We start from the raw sequence: 14948 nt of genomic DNA on the forward strand, positions 1-14948 counted from the left end.
ACCGCAGGTGCGTTCAGGTTGATGCAAGCCGCAGACAGCCGCCGGGCGATTTCGCTTTAACAGCTTTCCGAGGTTGGCAGCAGCGGGTTGGCCATTGATCCGATCAACTGGCGCACCGTCAGAACCGCCACTGGCCACCACGGCACGCTTTGCAGGCTGAACCGTTCCTTCAGCGCATCCGCAGCGGCATTGACCCGAAAATGGTCCCCGCAATCTTGACACAGACAATCTGGCGTTCGCGGGCCAAGCGCAAATAGCTGATCACGGAGGGGCGCGACAGGTTCAGCGCCTTGGCGATATCGCCCTGAGTCATTTCCTTGGTGTAGTAAAGGCAAGCGACCTCGGCCACATTGCGGTTTGACGGGTGATTGACGGGGGTTATGGGGCTTCCGGTATGGGTCAGTGTGCGGCGGGGCGGAGCGCATCTTCAGTGATTGTCAGGTCAAAGTCCAATGCGGTATCAGCGGTCAAACCAAGGGCGGCCAGATCGGAGTGGTAGCCGCGCAGGGCGTCGGTGGAACCGATCTCAGTATCGGTAAAACGATTGTGAAAGCTACAGTGGTGATGATCATCAGCAAGATCGCCATCGCCGAGGCGTAAGAGATCTTGCCGTCCATGTTGATGCCAACCCGATAGGCATAAACATCCAGCGTCTCGGTCGCGGTGCCGAGGCCGCTGCCTGTCATCACAAAGATCAGATCGAAGGATTGCCGCGACTCGACGGCTTTGACCAAGGCCAGACTGATCAGCGGCGCTTTCAGCATCGGCAGGGTGATATAGGCATGAATTTTCTATGTTCGGGCATTGTCGAGCATCGCGGCTTCGACCGGGGCGCGGGGCAGGGTTTCCAGCAGTTTCACAAAGATCACGGTGAAAAACAGCCCCCATTGCCAGATATCCACCACCGCCACCGCGATCAAAGCGATGGACGGATCGGCCAGAAAGGCAAAGCAGATCAGGTTGCGCCAAAAGGGCTTTTTCACGGTTTCATGCATCAAAACCGCCATGCCCATCGCCAGTAGTAACACGTGCCAGTGACGGTGATCACCTTCCACAGCGCCGAGATTTGCAGCGCAGTCAGAAAGCGGGGATCGCGCAGCAGTCGGGCGAAGTTATAAAGACCGACAAAATCCGCATCCGCATTGCGCAAGGTGCGGTTCATCAGCGCCTGCCAAGACGGTACCTGCGGTGGAGACAAAGGCAAGACTGGCCTGCTCCAGCGTGGTAGGCGCGAGTGTTCAGAAAAAAACGGCTTCGGGTCATGGTCAATTCCGATGCGAAAAGCGCTTGCCGGAACATCCTCCCGGCAAGCAGAGGGATCATTTCACGGCGGCGAGACTGTCTTCGGCGGAAAAAGCCACCTTATCCAGGGTGGCTTTGATGTCGGTTTTTCTGCCAGTGAACAGCTCTTCCAGCGCAAGACCCAGATTGTCGCCGATCTCTGGCCGCGCTGGACTTGCCATGATCAGCAGGTTGGTTTTAGGGCTGGTATCCAGCAGCGCCTGAATATATTCCGCAGGCCCCAATTTCTTGTAAGCCGCGCTTTGCAGGGTTGAAACCCGGCCAACGTCGGACGAAATCCCTTCCGCCAGACGGCTGGCTTCCATATCTTTCGAGGCGGCCCAACCCACGAAATCACCCGCCACGATCTTGGTGCAATCGTCCTTCGTGCCGGCTGTCGACACCGCCCAGCCATGGCCCCAGCCCGCCGAACGCAGCGGGTCCGGCGGCGGCGCATAGCCAACCTTGCCCACCGTAGTTGATTTTGAGGCATCCTCTATCCAAGGCCCGAACACATCGGATTCAATCAGCAAGGCAACTTGGCCGCCACGGAACGCCTCAACCGAATCCGACCAGTTGAAGGTGCCACCGCCCGGAGGCGCGTTCTGCATCAGATCCATGTAAAGTTTGGTCGCCTTCGGCGGCTTCCGAGGCGAAGGCCGGGCTGCAGTCTCCGTTCAGCCGCTCACCACCCACCGCCCGGATGAACGGCGTCCAGCGCCAGACGTTCATCCCCGAGCCGCGCTGACCGCGTGCCGACCAGCTTGTTGTCAGGATCGTTGGTGGCTTTGATGGCTGCCACAAGTTCGTCCAGTGTTTTGGGCAAGGTGATGCCCTTGGCCTCAAGAACGTCCTTGCGATACATCAGCACGTCGCCGCCGCCGACGAAGGGCGTGAAATACTGCACGCCGTTGTGGCTGGCCACATTGGCCAGATCGACACGGAAGCTTTTGATATCATTGGGATCCAGCACCACCTCCGCCAGCGGATAGACCCAGTCCGCGCTAGCACATTCCGCCAGATTGGCCTCGTCGATATAGATCACCTGATAGGCACCCGCCCCGGTCGAGGCATCCAACCGGGCTTTTGAGCGGCGCTCGTTCTCGCCCAGCGGGGTAATCTTAACCTCGGTGCCCCATTTGGCGTTGAGCGCGACCAGATGTACATCGAGCGCGGTCACGGCGGGCACGCCTTGGGCGATCACCCCCAATGTTGGCACCTTACCGATGCAGGCGTCGGCGTCTTGCGCGGAGGCAATCCCCGGCAGCAGGCTTAGAATCATCGGGCATGCCGTGCCCAAAAGCAGATGTGTCAGTTTCATGTCTCCCTCTTCCTTGTTGCAGTCCGCTTTTCGCAATCCCAGCGCGCCACTCCCTCAGGCAGTCAACGCCAGCATCCCCAGATCAAACCTGACGAATTCTTGAAACCTTTGGTCGTCAAACCCAGCGTGGTCCGGGTTCGGATCATACCTGCGCCCCACGCTAGGCATCGCAGCTGTGGCGCGGGTCAGATCGGGGTGCAGACCGCCCGCAACGGCGGCACAAATCGCCGCCCTAGCGCGCCAACTTCTTCAGCTTCGCAAATCTCGACGGGAAGTTGGTAGATGTCGGCAAAGATCTGGGCCCAAGGCCCGCTGCGCGCCGCAATCCTACCCGCGTGGCTGGAATCCTCGGCCAACAGTGCCGAAATGGCGGCGACGGCGGCAAGCCAGAACGCTTCGGGGTCGCGTTCTACCCGACCATCGGGGTGATGCATCGTCACTACCGAGGCCATGCGCAGCCCAATCAGCCCCCCGTCGCAGCGGTCGGCAAGACCTTTACGCCGGTTCCGCCTGTATCAATCGCCAGAACAAGATTAGCCATGCGCGGCACCCCGATCCGGTTGGCGCAGAGCAAAGATCCGCGGGTCGGCCATGGCGCGTGCCAGTTCTGCCGCCCGCCACTCCGGGTCTTCGCCAAGCGCGGCTGCAAGGATCGCTGCCAAATCCTGCAGCGTGGCCGCGCCGAGATGGGCCCCCAGCGCCAACTGGGTGCGCCGCAACTCCAGATCGTCCAAATAACAGGCCGCGCGGTTGCGGATCAATCACAGGGTTTCGCGCATCGTATAGCTGGGCGCATCCACCACGGGCCGATCCACGGCCTCGGCGGAAAACCGCGCGATCTCCGCCCAATCCGGTCATAGCGCCGCGTCAGAGCGTCTTGGCCCGCCGCCCCTGCGCCGGTATAGCCGCGGTCGCGCGTCGAGAGCTGTCGTGCGCGGCCCAAATGCGCCAGCATGCGATCAGAGGCGAGTTCTGCAAACGAGCGAAACGTCGTCCACTTGCCACTGACCAGTGACAGCAACAGCCACGCTCTGTGGCAAGTGATCCTCGTGCAAAGCGTGGTCGCGCGGGGCGCGATTGACCGAGCCGTCAGCGTTCTGCAATGGCCTGATCCCGGCACCACGGAAACCAGATGCGCTATGATCACGGTGATGTCGTCGAACAGCCGTGAGATCGCAGCCAACAGATAGCTGATTTCCGCCAAGGGCAGGCAAATCACCATACGCCCGCGCCCGTCATCAAAGTTAAACCCCTGGCCCGCCAGACGGGCATGCAAGGCCGGATGGTGCAGCATCATATGCGCGCCCTTGACGCCGCACGCATGCTGGATCTCCACGCCAAGCCGTGCATTGACTCGGTCAATCCATGCCCCAGTCGCATTCAGGATCACCCTTGGCTGCAACATCAGCGGACCACTGGGGCTATCGACCACGACGTCACCATCTGCCGATACAGTCCGACGGGCATGGTTCAGCGCCGCCACGGCGGGACGGGCTGCAACCGATTCCGCCAGAATCTCAAAGATCAGCGCTTCGGGATTGCTGATCTAACCGTCAAATACTGCACCACGGCGCGGGTGCCCCTGCGAAATCTGATGGGAAGTTTGGCCGTGTCGGTTGTGGCCTTATGGGCTGGCAACATGCGCTCGATGGCACCGAACCGTTCGTAGAGCACCAGACCCGCTTTCAACGCGAACAGACGCACCGGACCGGATTTCTGCGACACGCCGACAAAGCGCATCGCCTCGCCAAACAGCCCGCGTGGGATCCCATTCAGCGCCCCCACGATTTCCAGCGGCCTGACCAGATGCGGCGCATGACGCAACAGCAGATTACGTTCACGCGCCGCTTCGGCAACGAGGCGGAATTTGCGCCCCTCAAGATAGCGCAAACTGCCACCCCATTCACCCCGCCGCCAAGCACCAGCACCTCGGGGGCAAGGCTCTGCGTAATCCGGGCAATCCCAGCCTCGCGAAATGTCAGGATAGAAGGGGGCAGCATTTCGGACATGGGCTCATTGGGTTGAAGCGTTTGATCTGCTCCAAATTCATCACAACTTTTCTTTTGTAAGATATGATTATCGAATATTAGGTGTGTGTCACGACGGACCGATGCCATTGAATTTCGCACGCCAGCAGGCTGGAGCGACCAACCGTGCAATGTTCAGGAATCGTGATGCAATGCTGTCATCTGCGGTGTGACCGCGTTCATACCTTGCCCCGGTGGTCATGACGCGGGCCGAACAGCGCGCCCACCCGGGTTTCACGAAAACCCTCGCCTGTACGATCAAGGAAAAGCGCGTCAATCCGGTGTCTGCGCGCCACTACCGCGCCCTCCACGCTGCCTTTGACCATCAGGGCTGTGGCCCAAGCATCGGCCTGCATACAAGTGGCGGCGATGACCGTGACAGAGGCAGGTGACTCTGCCAGCGGACCGCCGCGCGCAGGGTCAATTGTGTGCGACAGCTGCTTTGCTCCAAGCGTGATCCAGTGGCGGTAATCCCCCGAAGTGGCCACCGCCGCGTCTTGCAGGGCGAGCATGGCATGGGGTGCGCGGATCTGGCGATCTGGACGCTCGACAGCAATGGTCCACGGCGCGCCGTCAGGTTGCAGGCCTATGGCGCGCAGTTCACCGTCGATCGCAACAAGGGCGTTCGTGATGCCAAAGTCTGCCGCAACTTCGGCCAAGCGGTCCACGCCGTAGCCCTTGGCAATGCCTGACAGATCAAGGCTGATCGGGCCGTGTTTGCGCGCGCGCAGGTTGGTGGGATCGAGTTCCACCACGTCATGCGCAGGGCGGCGGGGGCGCGCAAGTGCGGCACGAATGGCGGTTTGATCCACCTGTGCTGCCCCAAAACCCCAAGCAGTGACGGCATCGCCGACGCCAATGTCAAACGCGCCACCCGAGGCTTGCCCAATGGTAAGCGCGGTCTGAAGCACCTGCATCAGGCGGGCGGGCAGAGGTCGCCAGACCTCCGGTGGGGCTGCATTGAACTGCATCAGGGCGCTGTCGGCGCGCCATGTCGACATTTGCGCATCAACTTCAGCCACGGCAATTTGGAGGGCTGCAGTCAGTGGGGCGGGGGCAAAGCCCTGCGGCATATCGAACAAAACCTGCCACCGCGTGCCCATCGTCGGCCCGTTCAAAGCATAGCGGGTTAGTTCAGTAGACATCTTCGACATAGCGTCCCTCGGCTTTCAGCGCCGCCGGGGTCAGGCCCGAGGGCGCTAGGATTTCGGTCAATGCCACGGCCACGCCAGCCGCCATCTCGCGCCCGCCGCAGACCATCACGCGTGCCCCGTCGCGGATCAGACGGGCGATTTGGGCGGCCTCGCCGCGCAGCGCGTCTTGGACGTAATGTGGCTTAGTGCCGCGCGAAACGGCGGTGGTCAGCATTGCAAGGCGGTCTTTGACCTGCCACCGGCTAAGCTCTGCACCATAGAGAAAATCACTGTCAGGGTGGCGCATACCAAAGAACAGGTGGATCGGGCGCAGCCGGTGATTGCCCCGGATGATGCCAGCCAATGGCCCTATGCCCGTGCCCGCGCCGATCAGGATCAGTGGCACGCGATCACGTCCGGCGTGGAAGTTGGGGTTGTGGCGCAGGAAAGCGCGCACAGTATCACCGGGCTCCAGCGCGAGAAGTTGGCCCGAGCAGAGCCCGCTTGTGCGTTTCCTTACCACGATTTCAACAAAACCATCCCGGCTGGCAGAGGCCAGTGAGTAGAACCGCGCCACATCAGCGCCTTCTGGCAGAATGCCCAGCAAATCACCCGCCTGAAAACGGCTGATACCGCGCCCGACAAGGCGCTGCCACAGCGAGGTCTTGGGCAAGGCAAAGCGCAGGATAGACGTCGGGGCCTGCACCTCGGCACCATAATCGTGCCGCGACAGCAGGGTCAGGCTTTGGGTGGTAGCCAAGATGGGCAGATGGGCAAGTGTGAGCGGGACATCCAGCGCCGCGCCCAGCGCTTGACCCCAGCGGGCAAAGTCCTGCGGTGACTGGCGGTCGATGGTGTCGAAGGGCAACAGAATGGCGTAGCCCTTGGCCGCGGCCTCTGCGGCGATGGTTTTGGCAAAAGCGCAAAAGGCTGGAAAGCTGCGGTCGCCAAAGCCCAATACGGCCAGTGCGGCGGCGGGCGTATCAGACCGCGCCAAGCGATTAAGAAACCCCTTGGCCGATGCCGGGGCGTCACCGTCGCCATAGGTCGCGGTCAGTATCAAGATGCGCTGGGCCTTGGCGTAGCGGGCCGGGTCATAGCTTGAAAGCGCCGCAGCATGGACGCTTTGCCCCGCTGCCGTCAACGCTGCCTGCAGCGTGGCCGCAAAGCCCCAAGTGCTGCCGCCTTCGCTGCCAACCAACAGGATCGTCTCGGCATGGGCAGCGCTTACATTGCATTTGATCTTCGGGCGCACGCGCCGCCCTGTCAGCCACAGGATCACCCCGGTGCCACCCATCACAGGCACGCCCAAGGCCATGAGCCCCAACACCAGCCCCAATGCCGCCGCACCTTGGCCGGTGTGCAGCATGTAGATGGTTTCCGAGACACGCTGCCATGTCGAAAGTCCTGCCCAGGAAAGCTCCACCCCGGTGCCCTGATCCAGTGTGGTGATACCGGACTCTGTCGTCAGGGTGAAAACATCGCTGGCGTCGCCCGCATAGGGAAAGGATAATTCCCGCAGCGTGCTCACCGGGGTGTGCTGCAACTGCTGGATGGACGTCAGAGCGATCCCGGTTTTGCCACTCGGCTCGGCCAAGACGGTCGGCGGGGCTGCGTTATCGGGCAACAGATCGAAGGTTGAGGCTGTCATCCACAAAGCCGTGCTGGACGACAGCAGCAACCCAATCACCGCGACACGGGCGATCTCCACATGCAGCCGCCCTGAAAGCGGGCCACGCAACCGCGCAAACCAGCGCTGCCACCCGCCCGCCCTCCGCGCCACCAGCACCATGCCCGACAGCGCCAAGACCAGCATCGCCGCCGCGCCGCCTGCGGTGACGATCCGCCCGCCATCGCCCAGAAACAGCGCGCGATGCAGGTTGATCAGCCAGCGCTCGGTCTGATTGGGATCTGCCGAGGCGATGGCTTGCCCGGTGCTTGGATCAACCAGCGCAGAGCCGGGGGTGCCGCCATCGAACCAATAGGCGGTGATCCGCCCCGACGGCGCGCGGACAATCTGCTCCACCGCCGGGATGGCCTTTTGCACCCGCTGGGCAAGCTCGGCCACGGTTAAGCCAGCCTCTGCCGGGGTAACGCCAAGACGCTCGGCGGCGGGAAACACCGAAAGCGCCGCGCCGCTCAGCGCCAGCACGGTGAGAAGGGCAAGGGCCAACAGCCCTGGCCAGCGGTGAAGCGCGCGGATCATTGCAGTCGCCTCCTTAAAGACCGTAGGCGAAGCTGGCGATGTAGCGCCGCCCCTGTGCCGAGGCCCCCGCCGTGGTCAGCGGCACAGCGATCTCATTCGGACTGTTGCGCATGTCTTCAACCGCCGCATCAATATGCAGCGTGTAGCCCGCATCAAACAGCGCATCGGCCAGATCAAGCGTGATTTCAAGCGAGCGACCCGCACCCACACTGGCGCCAGTAATCCCGTTGATCTGCGCGGTATCGCCGCTCGTGGCCGCATACCAGTCTGACAAATGCGGGTAATACTTCGATTTGCCACCTGCCATCCACAAGCTGCCCGCATAAGCGCCTTGTGGATCGGTGACATAGATCGCGAGATAAGCGCCGTTGCCGCCGTAATCGTTCAGCGTGGTGGTCAGCGTAACCGGACGGGCCATCGCTAGACCGGGAAGCGTCAGCGCGGTGGTTAGGGCAAGGGCGGTGAGCAAGGATTTCATAGCAGATCTGCCTTATGGGTTGGGGAAGGGGTGGCTCAGTTCACTTGCACCTTCGGCGGCGCACCCGTGCCGAACAGCCCGTTCGAAGGGGGCGCTACGGTGCCAGCGGGGGCAGGATTGCTTGTGCCACCGCAAGCGGCACCACCATCGCCATCATCCTCACAGTCATCCTCCGAACTTTCGTCGTCATTATCGTCTTCGTCGCTGTCGATCAGCACGAGGGGAAGCGCCTGCGCCCCGCCCGGCATCATCGAAGCGACGGAATCTGCCGGGGTGGGCGGCGAACTTGTGGCACTGAAGGCTGGTAAGCCAAGGCAAACGGTGAAGGCGGTAGAAGCAGCCAGCAGGGTGCGCGTGGTTTTCATGGTCAGTCTCCTGTTTCGATGTGGCCAATTTGGCCGTCTCACCTGAGCGATTCCTGACAGCCGCGCAGTTTCTGCTTCAGCTTGGCGTCAGGAAGAAAAACCCCGGCCAAAACGGCGGGGCGAGGTTGGGCCGTGGGACAGTCGACCGGTGGGGGAGGCGACAAGACGATTGCGCGGCTGGACTCAGTCGTCACTTTTGACCTTGCCACCTTTGCGGGTGCCATCTTCGTCGTGACCTTCGAATTCGATCTGAAGCACCTGAAGTGTTGCGGGTTGCACCGTCACTTTAATCCGCCGACCAGACGCGTCGCTGCCATCAATCTCATAGCAGCCGTCGTCAATTTTGATGCGGCGCACGCTCCAGTTGTTCTTGACGGCCAATGCAGCCACGGCCTCACGCGGCTGCCAATCGGCCATTGGCACAAAGCAGTCGTCGTCAGCCAGCGCCTGGTTCGCCGGAAAAGCGGCGAGAAAGGTTAGAATTGTCAATGTCTTCATCATGGGCCAAACTCCGGGTTGCGGCCGTCTTGCGCAGGTTTGCACCATGAAGCTGACGTGAGCCTGAAGCTGTGCATCTGCTCACGTCAGCTTGGCGTCAGCCCCGGCGCAGAGACGGGTCCAACATCAAAGGAAGACACACGCCATGCGCATCTTGCTGATCGAGGACGACACGGTTCTGGGTGCTGCGGTGCGCGACCAGATCGCAGGCGATGGCCATTCGGTCGATTGGGTGACGCGGCTGGACGCGGCGGCAGATGCGATGGCGGTGGCGGGCTATGATCTGGTGCTGCTTGATCTGATGCTGCCTGATGGGCGCGGTATTGGGTTTCTGAAAACCCTGCGTCAGCGCGGCGATGTCAGCCCTGTGATCATTCTGACTGCGCTGGATCAGGTGTCTGACCGCATCGAAGGGCTGAATGCCGGGGCGGACGACTATCTCGTCAAACCCTTTGATCTGGCAGAATTATCAGCGCGAATCGGATCGGTCGCGCGGCGCTATAACGGCAATCCGAACCCGATCATCAGCCACGGCGTGCTCGACATCGATCTCGCCGCGCGCAGCTTACGGCGTGACGGCAAGGCAGTGCCGCTGACCGCGCGCGAATGGGCGCTGTTCGAGGCATTGCTGGCCCGTCCCGGTCAGCTTTTGTCGAAAGCGCAACTGGAAGAAAAGCTTTACGCCTTCGATACCGAGATCGAAAGCAACACGATTGAGGTGCATGTCAGCCGCCTGCGCAAAAAGCTGGGTGCCGCGGTGATTGAGACCGAGCGCGGGCTTGGCTATCGGCTGGGCACGGCATGAGCCGCCCGCGCAGCCTGCAAGCCCGGCTCGCGCTGTCGCTCGGGGCGCTGCTGACGGTGCTGTGGCTGGCGGCGGCTTGGGTGACCGGGCTGGTGTTGCGTCACGAGATGGACGAGGTCTTTGACTCGGCGCTGCAAGAAACCGCGCAACGTCTGCTTCCACTGGCGGTGCTGGATATTCTCGGCCGCGATGATGATGGCGTGACCCAACGGCTTGGCGCGATCCGCACACATGGCGAGTTCTTCACCTATATCGTCCGCGATGCGCAGGGGCGGATTTTGTTGCAATCCCATGCGGCGGACCCTGCGGATTTTCCGGCCTATGACGGGGCGGGGTTCCGGCAGACCGACAGCCATCGCTTCTATAGTGAGGACGCCGTGCAGGGCAGCGTGCGGATCACCGTGGCCGAGCCACTAGAACAGCGCGCCAAAGTTGCTTGGGAAATCCAGATGGTGCTGGGCCTGCCGATCTTGCTGGTGATCCCGATTGCTTTGCTGGCGATCATACTGGCAGTGCGCGCCAGCCTCGCACCGCTGCGCCGCTTTCGCGAAACGCTGTCCGCTCGCAGCGCGCGCGATTTGTCGCCAGTGACGGTTAACGGCTTGCCTGCTGAAATCCTGCCCGTAGCCGCCACATTGAACGGCGTGTTAGAGCGCCTGAAGGCGGCCTTTGAGGCGGAGCGCAGCTTTGCCGCCAATGCCGCCCATGAGTTGCGCACACCCTTGGCGGGGGCCATCGCGCAGGCGCAGCGGTTGCAGGTGGAAACCAAGGATGCGAGTGCAGTGCGCCGCGCGGCGGATATCGAAGCCGCGCTGAAGCGGCTGACCCGGATGGCCGAACGGCTGTTGCAACTGGCCCGTGCCGAGGGCGGGCCGCTGCGCTTGGATCACGCGACCGATCTGGGGCTGGTGGCGCGGCTGATCGTCGAGGATATGCGGCGCGCAACCGCCTCCCAAATCCGGCTGACCCTACCGGATCAGCCGGTTTTGTCGGACCTGGACCCTGATGCTTTTGGCATCATTTGCCGCAATCTGGTCGAGAACGCGCTGCGGCATGGCACGCCACAAGGACAAATCGACGTGACTTTGGCGCAAGACGGCACATTCCGCGTTGGCAATGATGGCCCGCTCGTTCCAGCGCAAAGCCTCAGACTGCTCACCCGACGATTTGAGCGCGGCGACGCTGGCACCGAGGGCAGCGGTCTTGGCCTTGCGATTGTCGCAGCCATTGCCGACCGCATATCGACACGGCTCATTCTCACCTCCCCCCGACCCGGCACAGCGTCGGGATTTGAAGCCGCTTTGACAGTGCCAATCGCTGCCACGGCCCCCCTTTGACCCAGTGATTCCATTCCCGCATCTGCTGCAAGGGACCGAGGACGGCATAGTCTTTTCCCACGACTGAGAGGCTAGTTCTGCGCTTGGCACCCCGCTCCACACCCAGACCTATTGCCGCAGGCAGCCCGCCGAGGGCTGGATTCCATTGCTGTATGATGCGGCACAGATTAGGCATTTCCCGATCTAAGACCGGGCGGGACATGACGCAGCAGGGCGATCAGAGCAGTGCCAAAGTGCTGGCCGAATTGGTCGCACCCGAGCGGCGTGCGCTGCGTTGGGCGGCGGTTTTGTCCGGGCTGGCGGCGCTGATCTGGCCGTTGCAAGCGGCTTTGGTGGCAGGCGCTCTGGCCGGATTGCTGACCGATACCGCGCCGCTTTGGTCATATGTCGCCGGATTTGCGCTGCTGGGGGTGCTGCGTGCGCTTCTGAACCATTGGGCCGAGGGCATCGCCTTCACCGCAGGTCTGCGCGTCAGCAGCCAGTGCCGGGCTGCGATTGTGGCGCGCGAGGCTTGCCGCAGTGATGGCCCCGCCGCCGGACCCATCGCCGCCCTTGCCACCGAAAAGCTGGAGGCGCTTTTGCCCTATGTCAGCCGCTACGCCCCGGCGAAGGCGCGGGTGATGGTGGTCCCCGCGCTGATCTTGGCGCTGGCGTTCTGGCAATCCTGGGCGGTGGGGGTGATTTTTCTGATCACCGGCCCGTTGATCCCGGTGTTCATGGCGCTGATCGGTTGGGCCGCACAAGCTGCCAGCCAACGTCAGATGGCGGAGATCGGCAGCCTGAACGATCTACTGGTTGAACGCCTGCAAGCGCTGCTCGACATCCGGCTGCTTGGCGCGGGCGAGGCTGTGGTTAGCAGCTTTGCCGAAGCCGCCGACCGTCTGCGCGCGCAAACCATGGCGGTGCTGCGGGTGGCCTTTCTGTCCTCGGCGGTGCTGGAGTTGTTCGCAGCCATCGGGGTTGCGATGGTGGCGGTTTATGTCGGGTTTTCCCTGTTGGGCCTGCTGGGGTTTGGCAGCTATGCAACACCTCTGACCCCCGCCGCTGGCATCTTCCTGCTGCTGTTGGCCCCAGAATTCTACCAACCGCTGCGCGATCTGTCGGCGGCATGGCATGACCGCGCGGCGGCACTGGCGGTAGCTTCGGAATGGGCCGAATGGCAGGCGCGCGCCGGTCCGTCGCATCTGGGGCAGGGCGCTACGGCGGCGCGATTGGCAGGACCGGCGGATATCGTCGCCATCGGGCTGCAGGCACGCCTTGGACAGCATTTGCTGACCCTGCCGGATTTCAGCCTTGCCGCAGGCGAGACGCTCGCGCTGCTCGGGCCAAGCGGCGCGGGCAAGACCACGCTGTTGCGGCTGCTCGCCGGGATGCTGCAACCTGAATCCGGGCAAATCCGTGTCGCAGGGCAGCCCTTGAACGACCAGACCGCCGATGGCTGGCGCGCGCGCCTCGGCTGGATGCCACAACAACCGCATTTCCTAAACGCCAGCCTGCGGCACAACCTAAGCTTCGGACGGTCCGGCGATCTGACCCCGGTGCTGCGGGCGGTGAAGATGCAAGACGTCGTCGCATGGCTGCCGCAGGGCCTGAATACCCGACTGGGCGAGGCCGGGGGTGGGCTATCGGGCGGTGAAGCGCGCCGCCTGACCCTTGCCCGCGCCCTGCACGCCCGCCCCGATGTGCTGCTCGCCGATGAGCCGACCGCCGATCTGGATGCCACCACCGCCGAGGCTGTCACCGCTGGACTGATGGCGCTGGCAGCCACCGGGTGCAGCCTGATCGTCGCCACCCATGACGAGGCGCTGGCCGCCCGGATGGATCGGGTGATCCGGCTGGAGGCGCTGGTATGACTGCGCTGTGGCAGGTGTTTCACTTAATCTGGCGCGATCAGCGCACGTCTCTGTTACGAGGGGCTTTACTAAGCGTGGTGGTGCTGCTGGCTGGGGTGGCGTTGCTGGGGCTGTCTGGCTGGTTCATCACCGCTGCCGCTGCGGCAGGGCTGGCCGGGGTCGGGGTTTCGTTTGACGTGTTCCGCCCCTCGGCCTCGGTGCGTTTCCTCGCCTTGGGGCGCACCGCTGCGCGCTATGGCGAGCGGGTTTTGACGCATGACGCCACCTTGCGGGCCTTTGCCGCGCTGCGGGTGCGTCTGCTGCAAAGCTATACAAGCGCGCCTTACGATCGCCTGAGCCGCTTGCGTGGTCCGCAGATGCTGAACCGTCTTACCGCAGATATTGACGCGTTGGACGGCCTGCCATTGCGGCTGATCTTGCCACTGATCGCTGGTATGGCGACACACCTGCTCAGCTTTACGGTGCTTTGGGCGCTGGCGGGGCTGACGATTGCTGCGACGCTGGCGCTGGGCTTTATCGGCGGAGGCGCTGTGGTTCTGCTCTGGGCGGGCAGGGCGGGCTACGCGCCCTCGCGACGCGCCGAACTGGCAGCCCAAGCCTTCCGCAGCCGTTTCATTGATCTGGTGCAAGCGCGCGGCGATCTTGCCGTTTACGGCCAACTGACTGTGCAAAAAACTGCGGTTCTGGCCGCTGATAGCCGCAGCCAAGCCGCCCGCCTTGCACAAGACCGCGTCGAGCGGCGTGCAGGCCTTGCGCTGTCCTGCCTTGGCACCGGGCTGGCGACGGTGGCTTTGATATTGGGTATGGCGCTTGCGCAACGCGGCCAACTTAGCCCGGCATTGGCGGCGATGGGCTTTTTTGCCGCCCTCGCCTTGTCGGAAACTATATCTCCCTTGCGCCGCGCCGTGGCCGAACTCGGCAGGATGAGCCTCGCCGCCCGCCGCGTGGTGCGGGGCCTGTCTGCACCCGCAGTTCAAACCGGGCAAAGCCATACAGCGACCTCGCTGCGCTTTGACGCCGTCAGTCATCAGCGTCCCGGTACTGCCTGCCCCAGCCTGCACCCGCTTAGCTTCATCCTGCACCCCGGCGAAACCCTCGCCCTTGCCGGTCCCAGCGGTGCGGGAAAATCCACCGCTTTGCTGCTGGCCGCAGGTCTGCTCCACCCCACCAGCGGCGCGATCTGGCTAGGCGACCACAAGCTGCCCGACTGGAGCGAAACCGCCCTGCGCGCGCAACTGACCCTAATCCCGCAACGCGCCGCCCTGATGGCGGGCAGCATCCGTCAAGCGCTGACCCTCGCCGCGCCCGAGGCCGACGACGCCAGCCTCTGGACCGCGGTGCAAGCCGTGGCGCTCGACCAAGTGATCCGCGCCAAAGGTGGCCTTGACGCCCAACTCGGCCCGCGCGGCGCGGGCCTTTCCGGTGGAGAATCCCGCCGCCTGACCATCGCCCGCGCCCTGCTGCGCCGCCCCGCGATCCTCCTGCTGGACGAGCCGACCGAGGGTCTTGATACCGCCACCGCCCGCGACGTCTTGCACGGCATCCGCCGCTATCTGCCTCGGGCCGCGATTCTGACTGCGTCACATCGCCCTGTCGAGCTGGATTGGGCTGACATTGTGCGGATGCTGCCCTAAATTGTAATCT

Annotated in this window: 19 protein-coding genes; 4 read left to right on the forward strand and 15 right to left on the reverse strand. The window is 63.2% G+C overall.

Annotated elements, in window-relative coordinates:
• Nucleotides 1-169: 169 nt before the first annotated feature.
• The 15 genes from ACS5RD_RS07915 to ACS5RD_RS07985 all read right to left on the reverse strand — a co-directional run bounded on the left by ACS5RD_RS07915 (nucleotide 170) and on the right by ACS5RD_RS07985 (nucleotide 9312).
• The gene (locus tag ACS5RD_RS07915) at nucleotides 170-349 is read right to left on the reverse strand and encodes a hypothetical protein (RefSeq protein ID WP_489930720.1); all 180 of its coding nucleotides are present in this window, start codon (nucleotides 347-349) and stop codon (nucleotides 170-172) included.
• A gap of 118 nt (nucleotides 350-467) precedes the next feature.
• Nucleotides 468-764, reverse strand: a complete 297-nt coding sequence (locus ACS5RD_RS07920; protein ID WP_489930721.1) for a hypothetical protein — start codon at nucleotides 762-764, stop codon at nucleotides 468-470.
• Nucleotides 765-791: 27 nt separating this feature from the next.
• Nucleotides 792-1007 carry a hypothetical protein gene (locus ACS5RD_RS07925; RefSeq protein WP_489930722.1) on the reverse strand — a complete coding sequence of 72 codons (216 nt, stop codon included), beginning with the start codon at nucleotides 1005-1007 and terminating at the stop codon, nucleotides 792-794.
• Nucleotides 995-1162, reverse strand: a complete 168-nt coding sequence (locus ACS5RD_RS07930) for a hypothetical protein (RefSeq protein WP_489930723.1) — start codon at nucleotides 1160-1162, stop codon at nucleotides 995-997. The genes ACS5RD_RS07925 and ACS5RD_RS07930 overlap by 13 nt, the downstream gene beginning before the upstream one ends.
• Before the next feature lie 157 nt (nucleotides 1163-1319).
• Entirely contained in the window at nucleotides 1320-1901 is a 582-nt protein-coding gene (locus tag ACS5RD_RS07935; protein ID WP_489930724.1) for a type 2 periplasmic-binding domain-containing protein, read from the reverse strand.
• A 65-nt stretch (nucleotides 1902-1966) separates the two neighbouring features.
• Entirely contained in the window at nucleotides 1967-2602 is a 636-nt protein-coding gene (locus ACS5RD_RS07940; RefSeq protein ID WP_489930725.1) for an ABC transporter substrate-binding protein, read from the reverse strand.
• A 185-nt stretch (nucleotides 2603-2787) separates the two neighbouring features.
• Nucleotides 2788-3054, reverse strand: coding sequence for a hypothetical protein (locus ACS5RD_RS07945; protein ID WP_489930726.1), 267 nt, complete (start codon nucleotides 3052-3054; stop codon nucleotides 2788-2790).
• Between the two features lie 81 nt (nucleotides 3055-3135).
• Nucleotides 3136-3363 carry a hypothetical protein gene (locus tag ACS5RD_RS07950; RefSeq protein WP_489930727.1) on the reverse strand — a complete coding sequence of 76 codons (228 nt, stop codon included), beginning with the start codon at nucleotides 3361-3363 and terminating at the stop codon, nucleotides 3136-3138.
• Entirely contained in the window at nucleotides 3360-4034 is a 675-nt protein-coding gene (locus ACS5RD_RS07955; protein WP_489930728.1) for a hypothetical protein, read from the reverse strand. Before ACS5RD_RS07955 ends, ACS5RD_RS07950 begins: the two co-directional genes overlap by 4 nt.
• A 92-nt stretch (nucleotides 4035-4126) precedes the next feature.
• On the reverse strand, nucleotides 4127-4492 hold the full coding sequence (locus ACS5RD_RS07960; RefSeq protein ID WP_489930729.1) for a hypothetical protein: 366 nt from the start codon (nucleotides 4490-4492) through the stop codon (nucleotides 4127-4129).
• Between the two features lie 316 nt (nucleotides 4493-4808).
• Nucleotides 4809-5774, reverse strand: coding sequence for an FAD:protein FMN transferase (locus tag ACS5RD_RS07965; protein ID WP_489930730.1), 966 nt, complete (start codon nucleotides 5772-5774; stop codon nucleotides 4809-4811).
• A complete protein-coding gene (locus tag ACS5RD_RS07970; protein ID WP_489930731.1) occupies nucleotides 5764-7968 on the reverse strand; it encodes a PepSY domain-containing protein in 2205 nt (734 codons plus the stop codon). Before ACS5RD_RS07970 ends, ACS5RD_RS07965 begins: the two co-directional genes overlap by 11 nt.
• A 13-nt stretch (nucleotides 7969-7981) precedes the next feature.
• Entirely contained in the window at nucleotides 7982-8446 is a 465-nt protein-coding gene (locus ACS5RD_RS07975) for a DUF2271 domain-containing protein (protein WP_054005829.1), read from the reverse strand.
• Between the two features lie 35 nt (nucleotides 8447-8481).
• The gene (locus ACS5RD_RS07980; protein ID WP_489930732.1) at nucleotides 8482-8811 is read right to left on the reverse strand and encodes a hypothetical protein; all 330 of its coding nucleotides are present in this window, start codon (nucleotides 8809-8811) and stop codon (nucleotides 8482-8484) included.
• Between the two features lie 183 nt (nucleotides 8812-8994).
• Nucleotides 8995-9312 (reverse strand): PepSY domain-containing protein, encoded by a 318-nt coding sequence (locus ACS5RD_RS07985; protein ID WP_489930733.1) that lies wholly within the window; start codon nucleotides 9310-9312, stop codon nucleotides 8995-8997.
• A 142-nt stretch (nucleotides 9313-9454) separates the two neighbouring features.
• Here ACS5RD_RS07985 and ACS5RD_RS07990 point away from each other — a divergent pair, with 142 nt between their 5' ends.
• The 4 genes from ACS5RD_RS07990 to ACS5RD_RS08005 all read left to right on the forward strand — a co-directional run bounded on the left by ACS5RD_RS07990 (nucleotide 9455) and on the right by ACS5RD_RS08005 (nucleotide 14938).
• Nucleotides 9455-10114 (forward strand): response regulator transcription factor, encoded by a 660-nt coding sequence (locus ACS5RD_RS07990; protein WP_489930734.1) that lies wholly within the window; start codon nucleotides 9455-9457, stop codon nucleotides 10112-10114.
• Nucleotides 10111-11451, forward strand: a complete 1341-nt coding sequence (locus ACS5RD_RS07995; RefSeq protein ID WP_489930735.1) for an ATP-binding protein — start codon at nucleotides 10111-10113, stop codon at nucleotides 11449-11451. Before ACS5RD_RS07990 ends, ACS5RD_RS07995 begins: the two co-directional genes overlap by 4 nt.
• 200 nt (nucleotides 11452-11651) lie before the next feature.
• Entirely contained in the window at nucleotides 11652-13304 is a 1653-nt protein-coding gene (cydD, locus tag ACS5RD_RS08000) for a thiol reductant ABC exporter subunit CydD (protein ID WP_489930736.1), read from the forward strand.
• The gene (locus ACS5RD_RS08005) at nucleotides 13301-14938 is read left to right on the forward strand and encodes an amino acid ABC transporter ATP-binding/permease protein (RefSeq protein WP_489930737.1); all 1638 of its coding nucleotides are present in this window, start codon (nucleotides 13301-13303) and stop codon (nucleotides 14936-14938) included. The genes cydD and ACS5RD_RS08005 overlap by 4 nt, the downstream gene beginning before the upstream one ends.
• Nucleotides 14939-14948 lie beyond the last annotated feature (10 nt).

The organism is Cypionkella sp. PAMC25878, assembly GCF_058135695.1.

Bases quoted from the DNA above. Each gene is read 5' to 3' on its own strand.
- cydD (WP_489930736.1), top strand. From the start codon at position 11,652: ATGACGCAGCAGGGCGATCAGAGCAGTGCCAAAGTGCTGGCCGAATTG.
- ACS5RD_RS07940 (WP_489930725.1), bottom strand. From the start codon at position 2,602: ATGAAACTGACACATCTGCTTTTGGGCACGGCATGCCCGATGATTCTA.
- ACS5RD_RS07920 (WP_489930721.1), bottom strand. From the start codon at position 764: ATGCTGAAAGCGCCGCTGATCAGTCTGGCCTTGGTCAAAGCCGTCGAG.
- ACS5RD_RS07995 (WP_489930735.1), top strand. From the start codon at position 10,111: ATGAGCCGCCCGCGCAGCCTGCAAGCCCGGCTCGCGCTGTCGCTCGGG.
- ACS5RD_RS07965 (WP_489930730.1), bottom strand. From the start codon at position 5,774: ATGTCTACTGAACTAACCCGCTATGCTTTGAACGGGCCGACGATGGGC.
- ACS5RD_RS07975 (WP_054005829.1), bottom strand. From the start codon at position 8,446: ATGAAATCCTTGCTCACCGCCCTTGCCCTAACCACCGCGCTGACGCTT.
- ACS5RD_RS07970 (WP_489930731.1), bottom strand. From the start codon at position 7,968: ATGATCCGCGCGCTTCACCGCTGGCCAGGGCTGTTGGCCCTTGCCCTT.
- ACS5RD_RS07985 (WP_489930733.1), bottom strand. From the start codon at position 9,312: ATGATGAAGACATTGACAATTCTAACCTTTCTCGCCGCTTTTCCGGCG.
- ACS5RD_RS07990 (WP_489930734.1), top strand. From the start codon at position 9,455: ATGCGCATCTTGCTGATCGAGGACGACACGGTTCTGGGTGCTGCGGTG.
- ACS5RD_RS07945 (WP_489930726.1), bottom strand. From the start codon at position 3,054: ATGGCCTCGGTAGTGACGATGCATCACCCCGATGGTCGGGTAGAACGC.
- ACS5RD_RS07925 (WP_489930722.1), bottom strand. From the start codon at position 1,007: ATGGCGGTTTTGATGCATGAAACCGTGAAAAAGCCCTTTTGGCGCAAC.
- ACS5RD_RS07935 (WP_489930724.1), bottom strand. From the start codon at position 1,901: ATGGATCTGATGCAGAACGCGCCTCCGGGCGGTGGCACCTTCAACTGG.
- ACS5RD_RS08005 (WP_489930737.1), top strand. From the start codon at position 13,301: ATGACTGCGCTGTGGCAGGTGTTTCACTTAATCTGGCGCGATCAGCGC.
- ACS5RD_RS07980 (WP_489930732.1), bottom strand. From the start codon at position 8,811: ATGAAAACCACGCGCACCCTGCTGGCTGCTTCTACCGCCTTCACCGTT.
- ACS5RD_RS07930 (WP_489930723.1), bottom strand. From the start codon at position 1,162: ATGAACCGCACCTTGCGCAATGCGGATGCGGATTTTGTCGGTCTTTAT.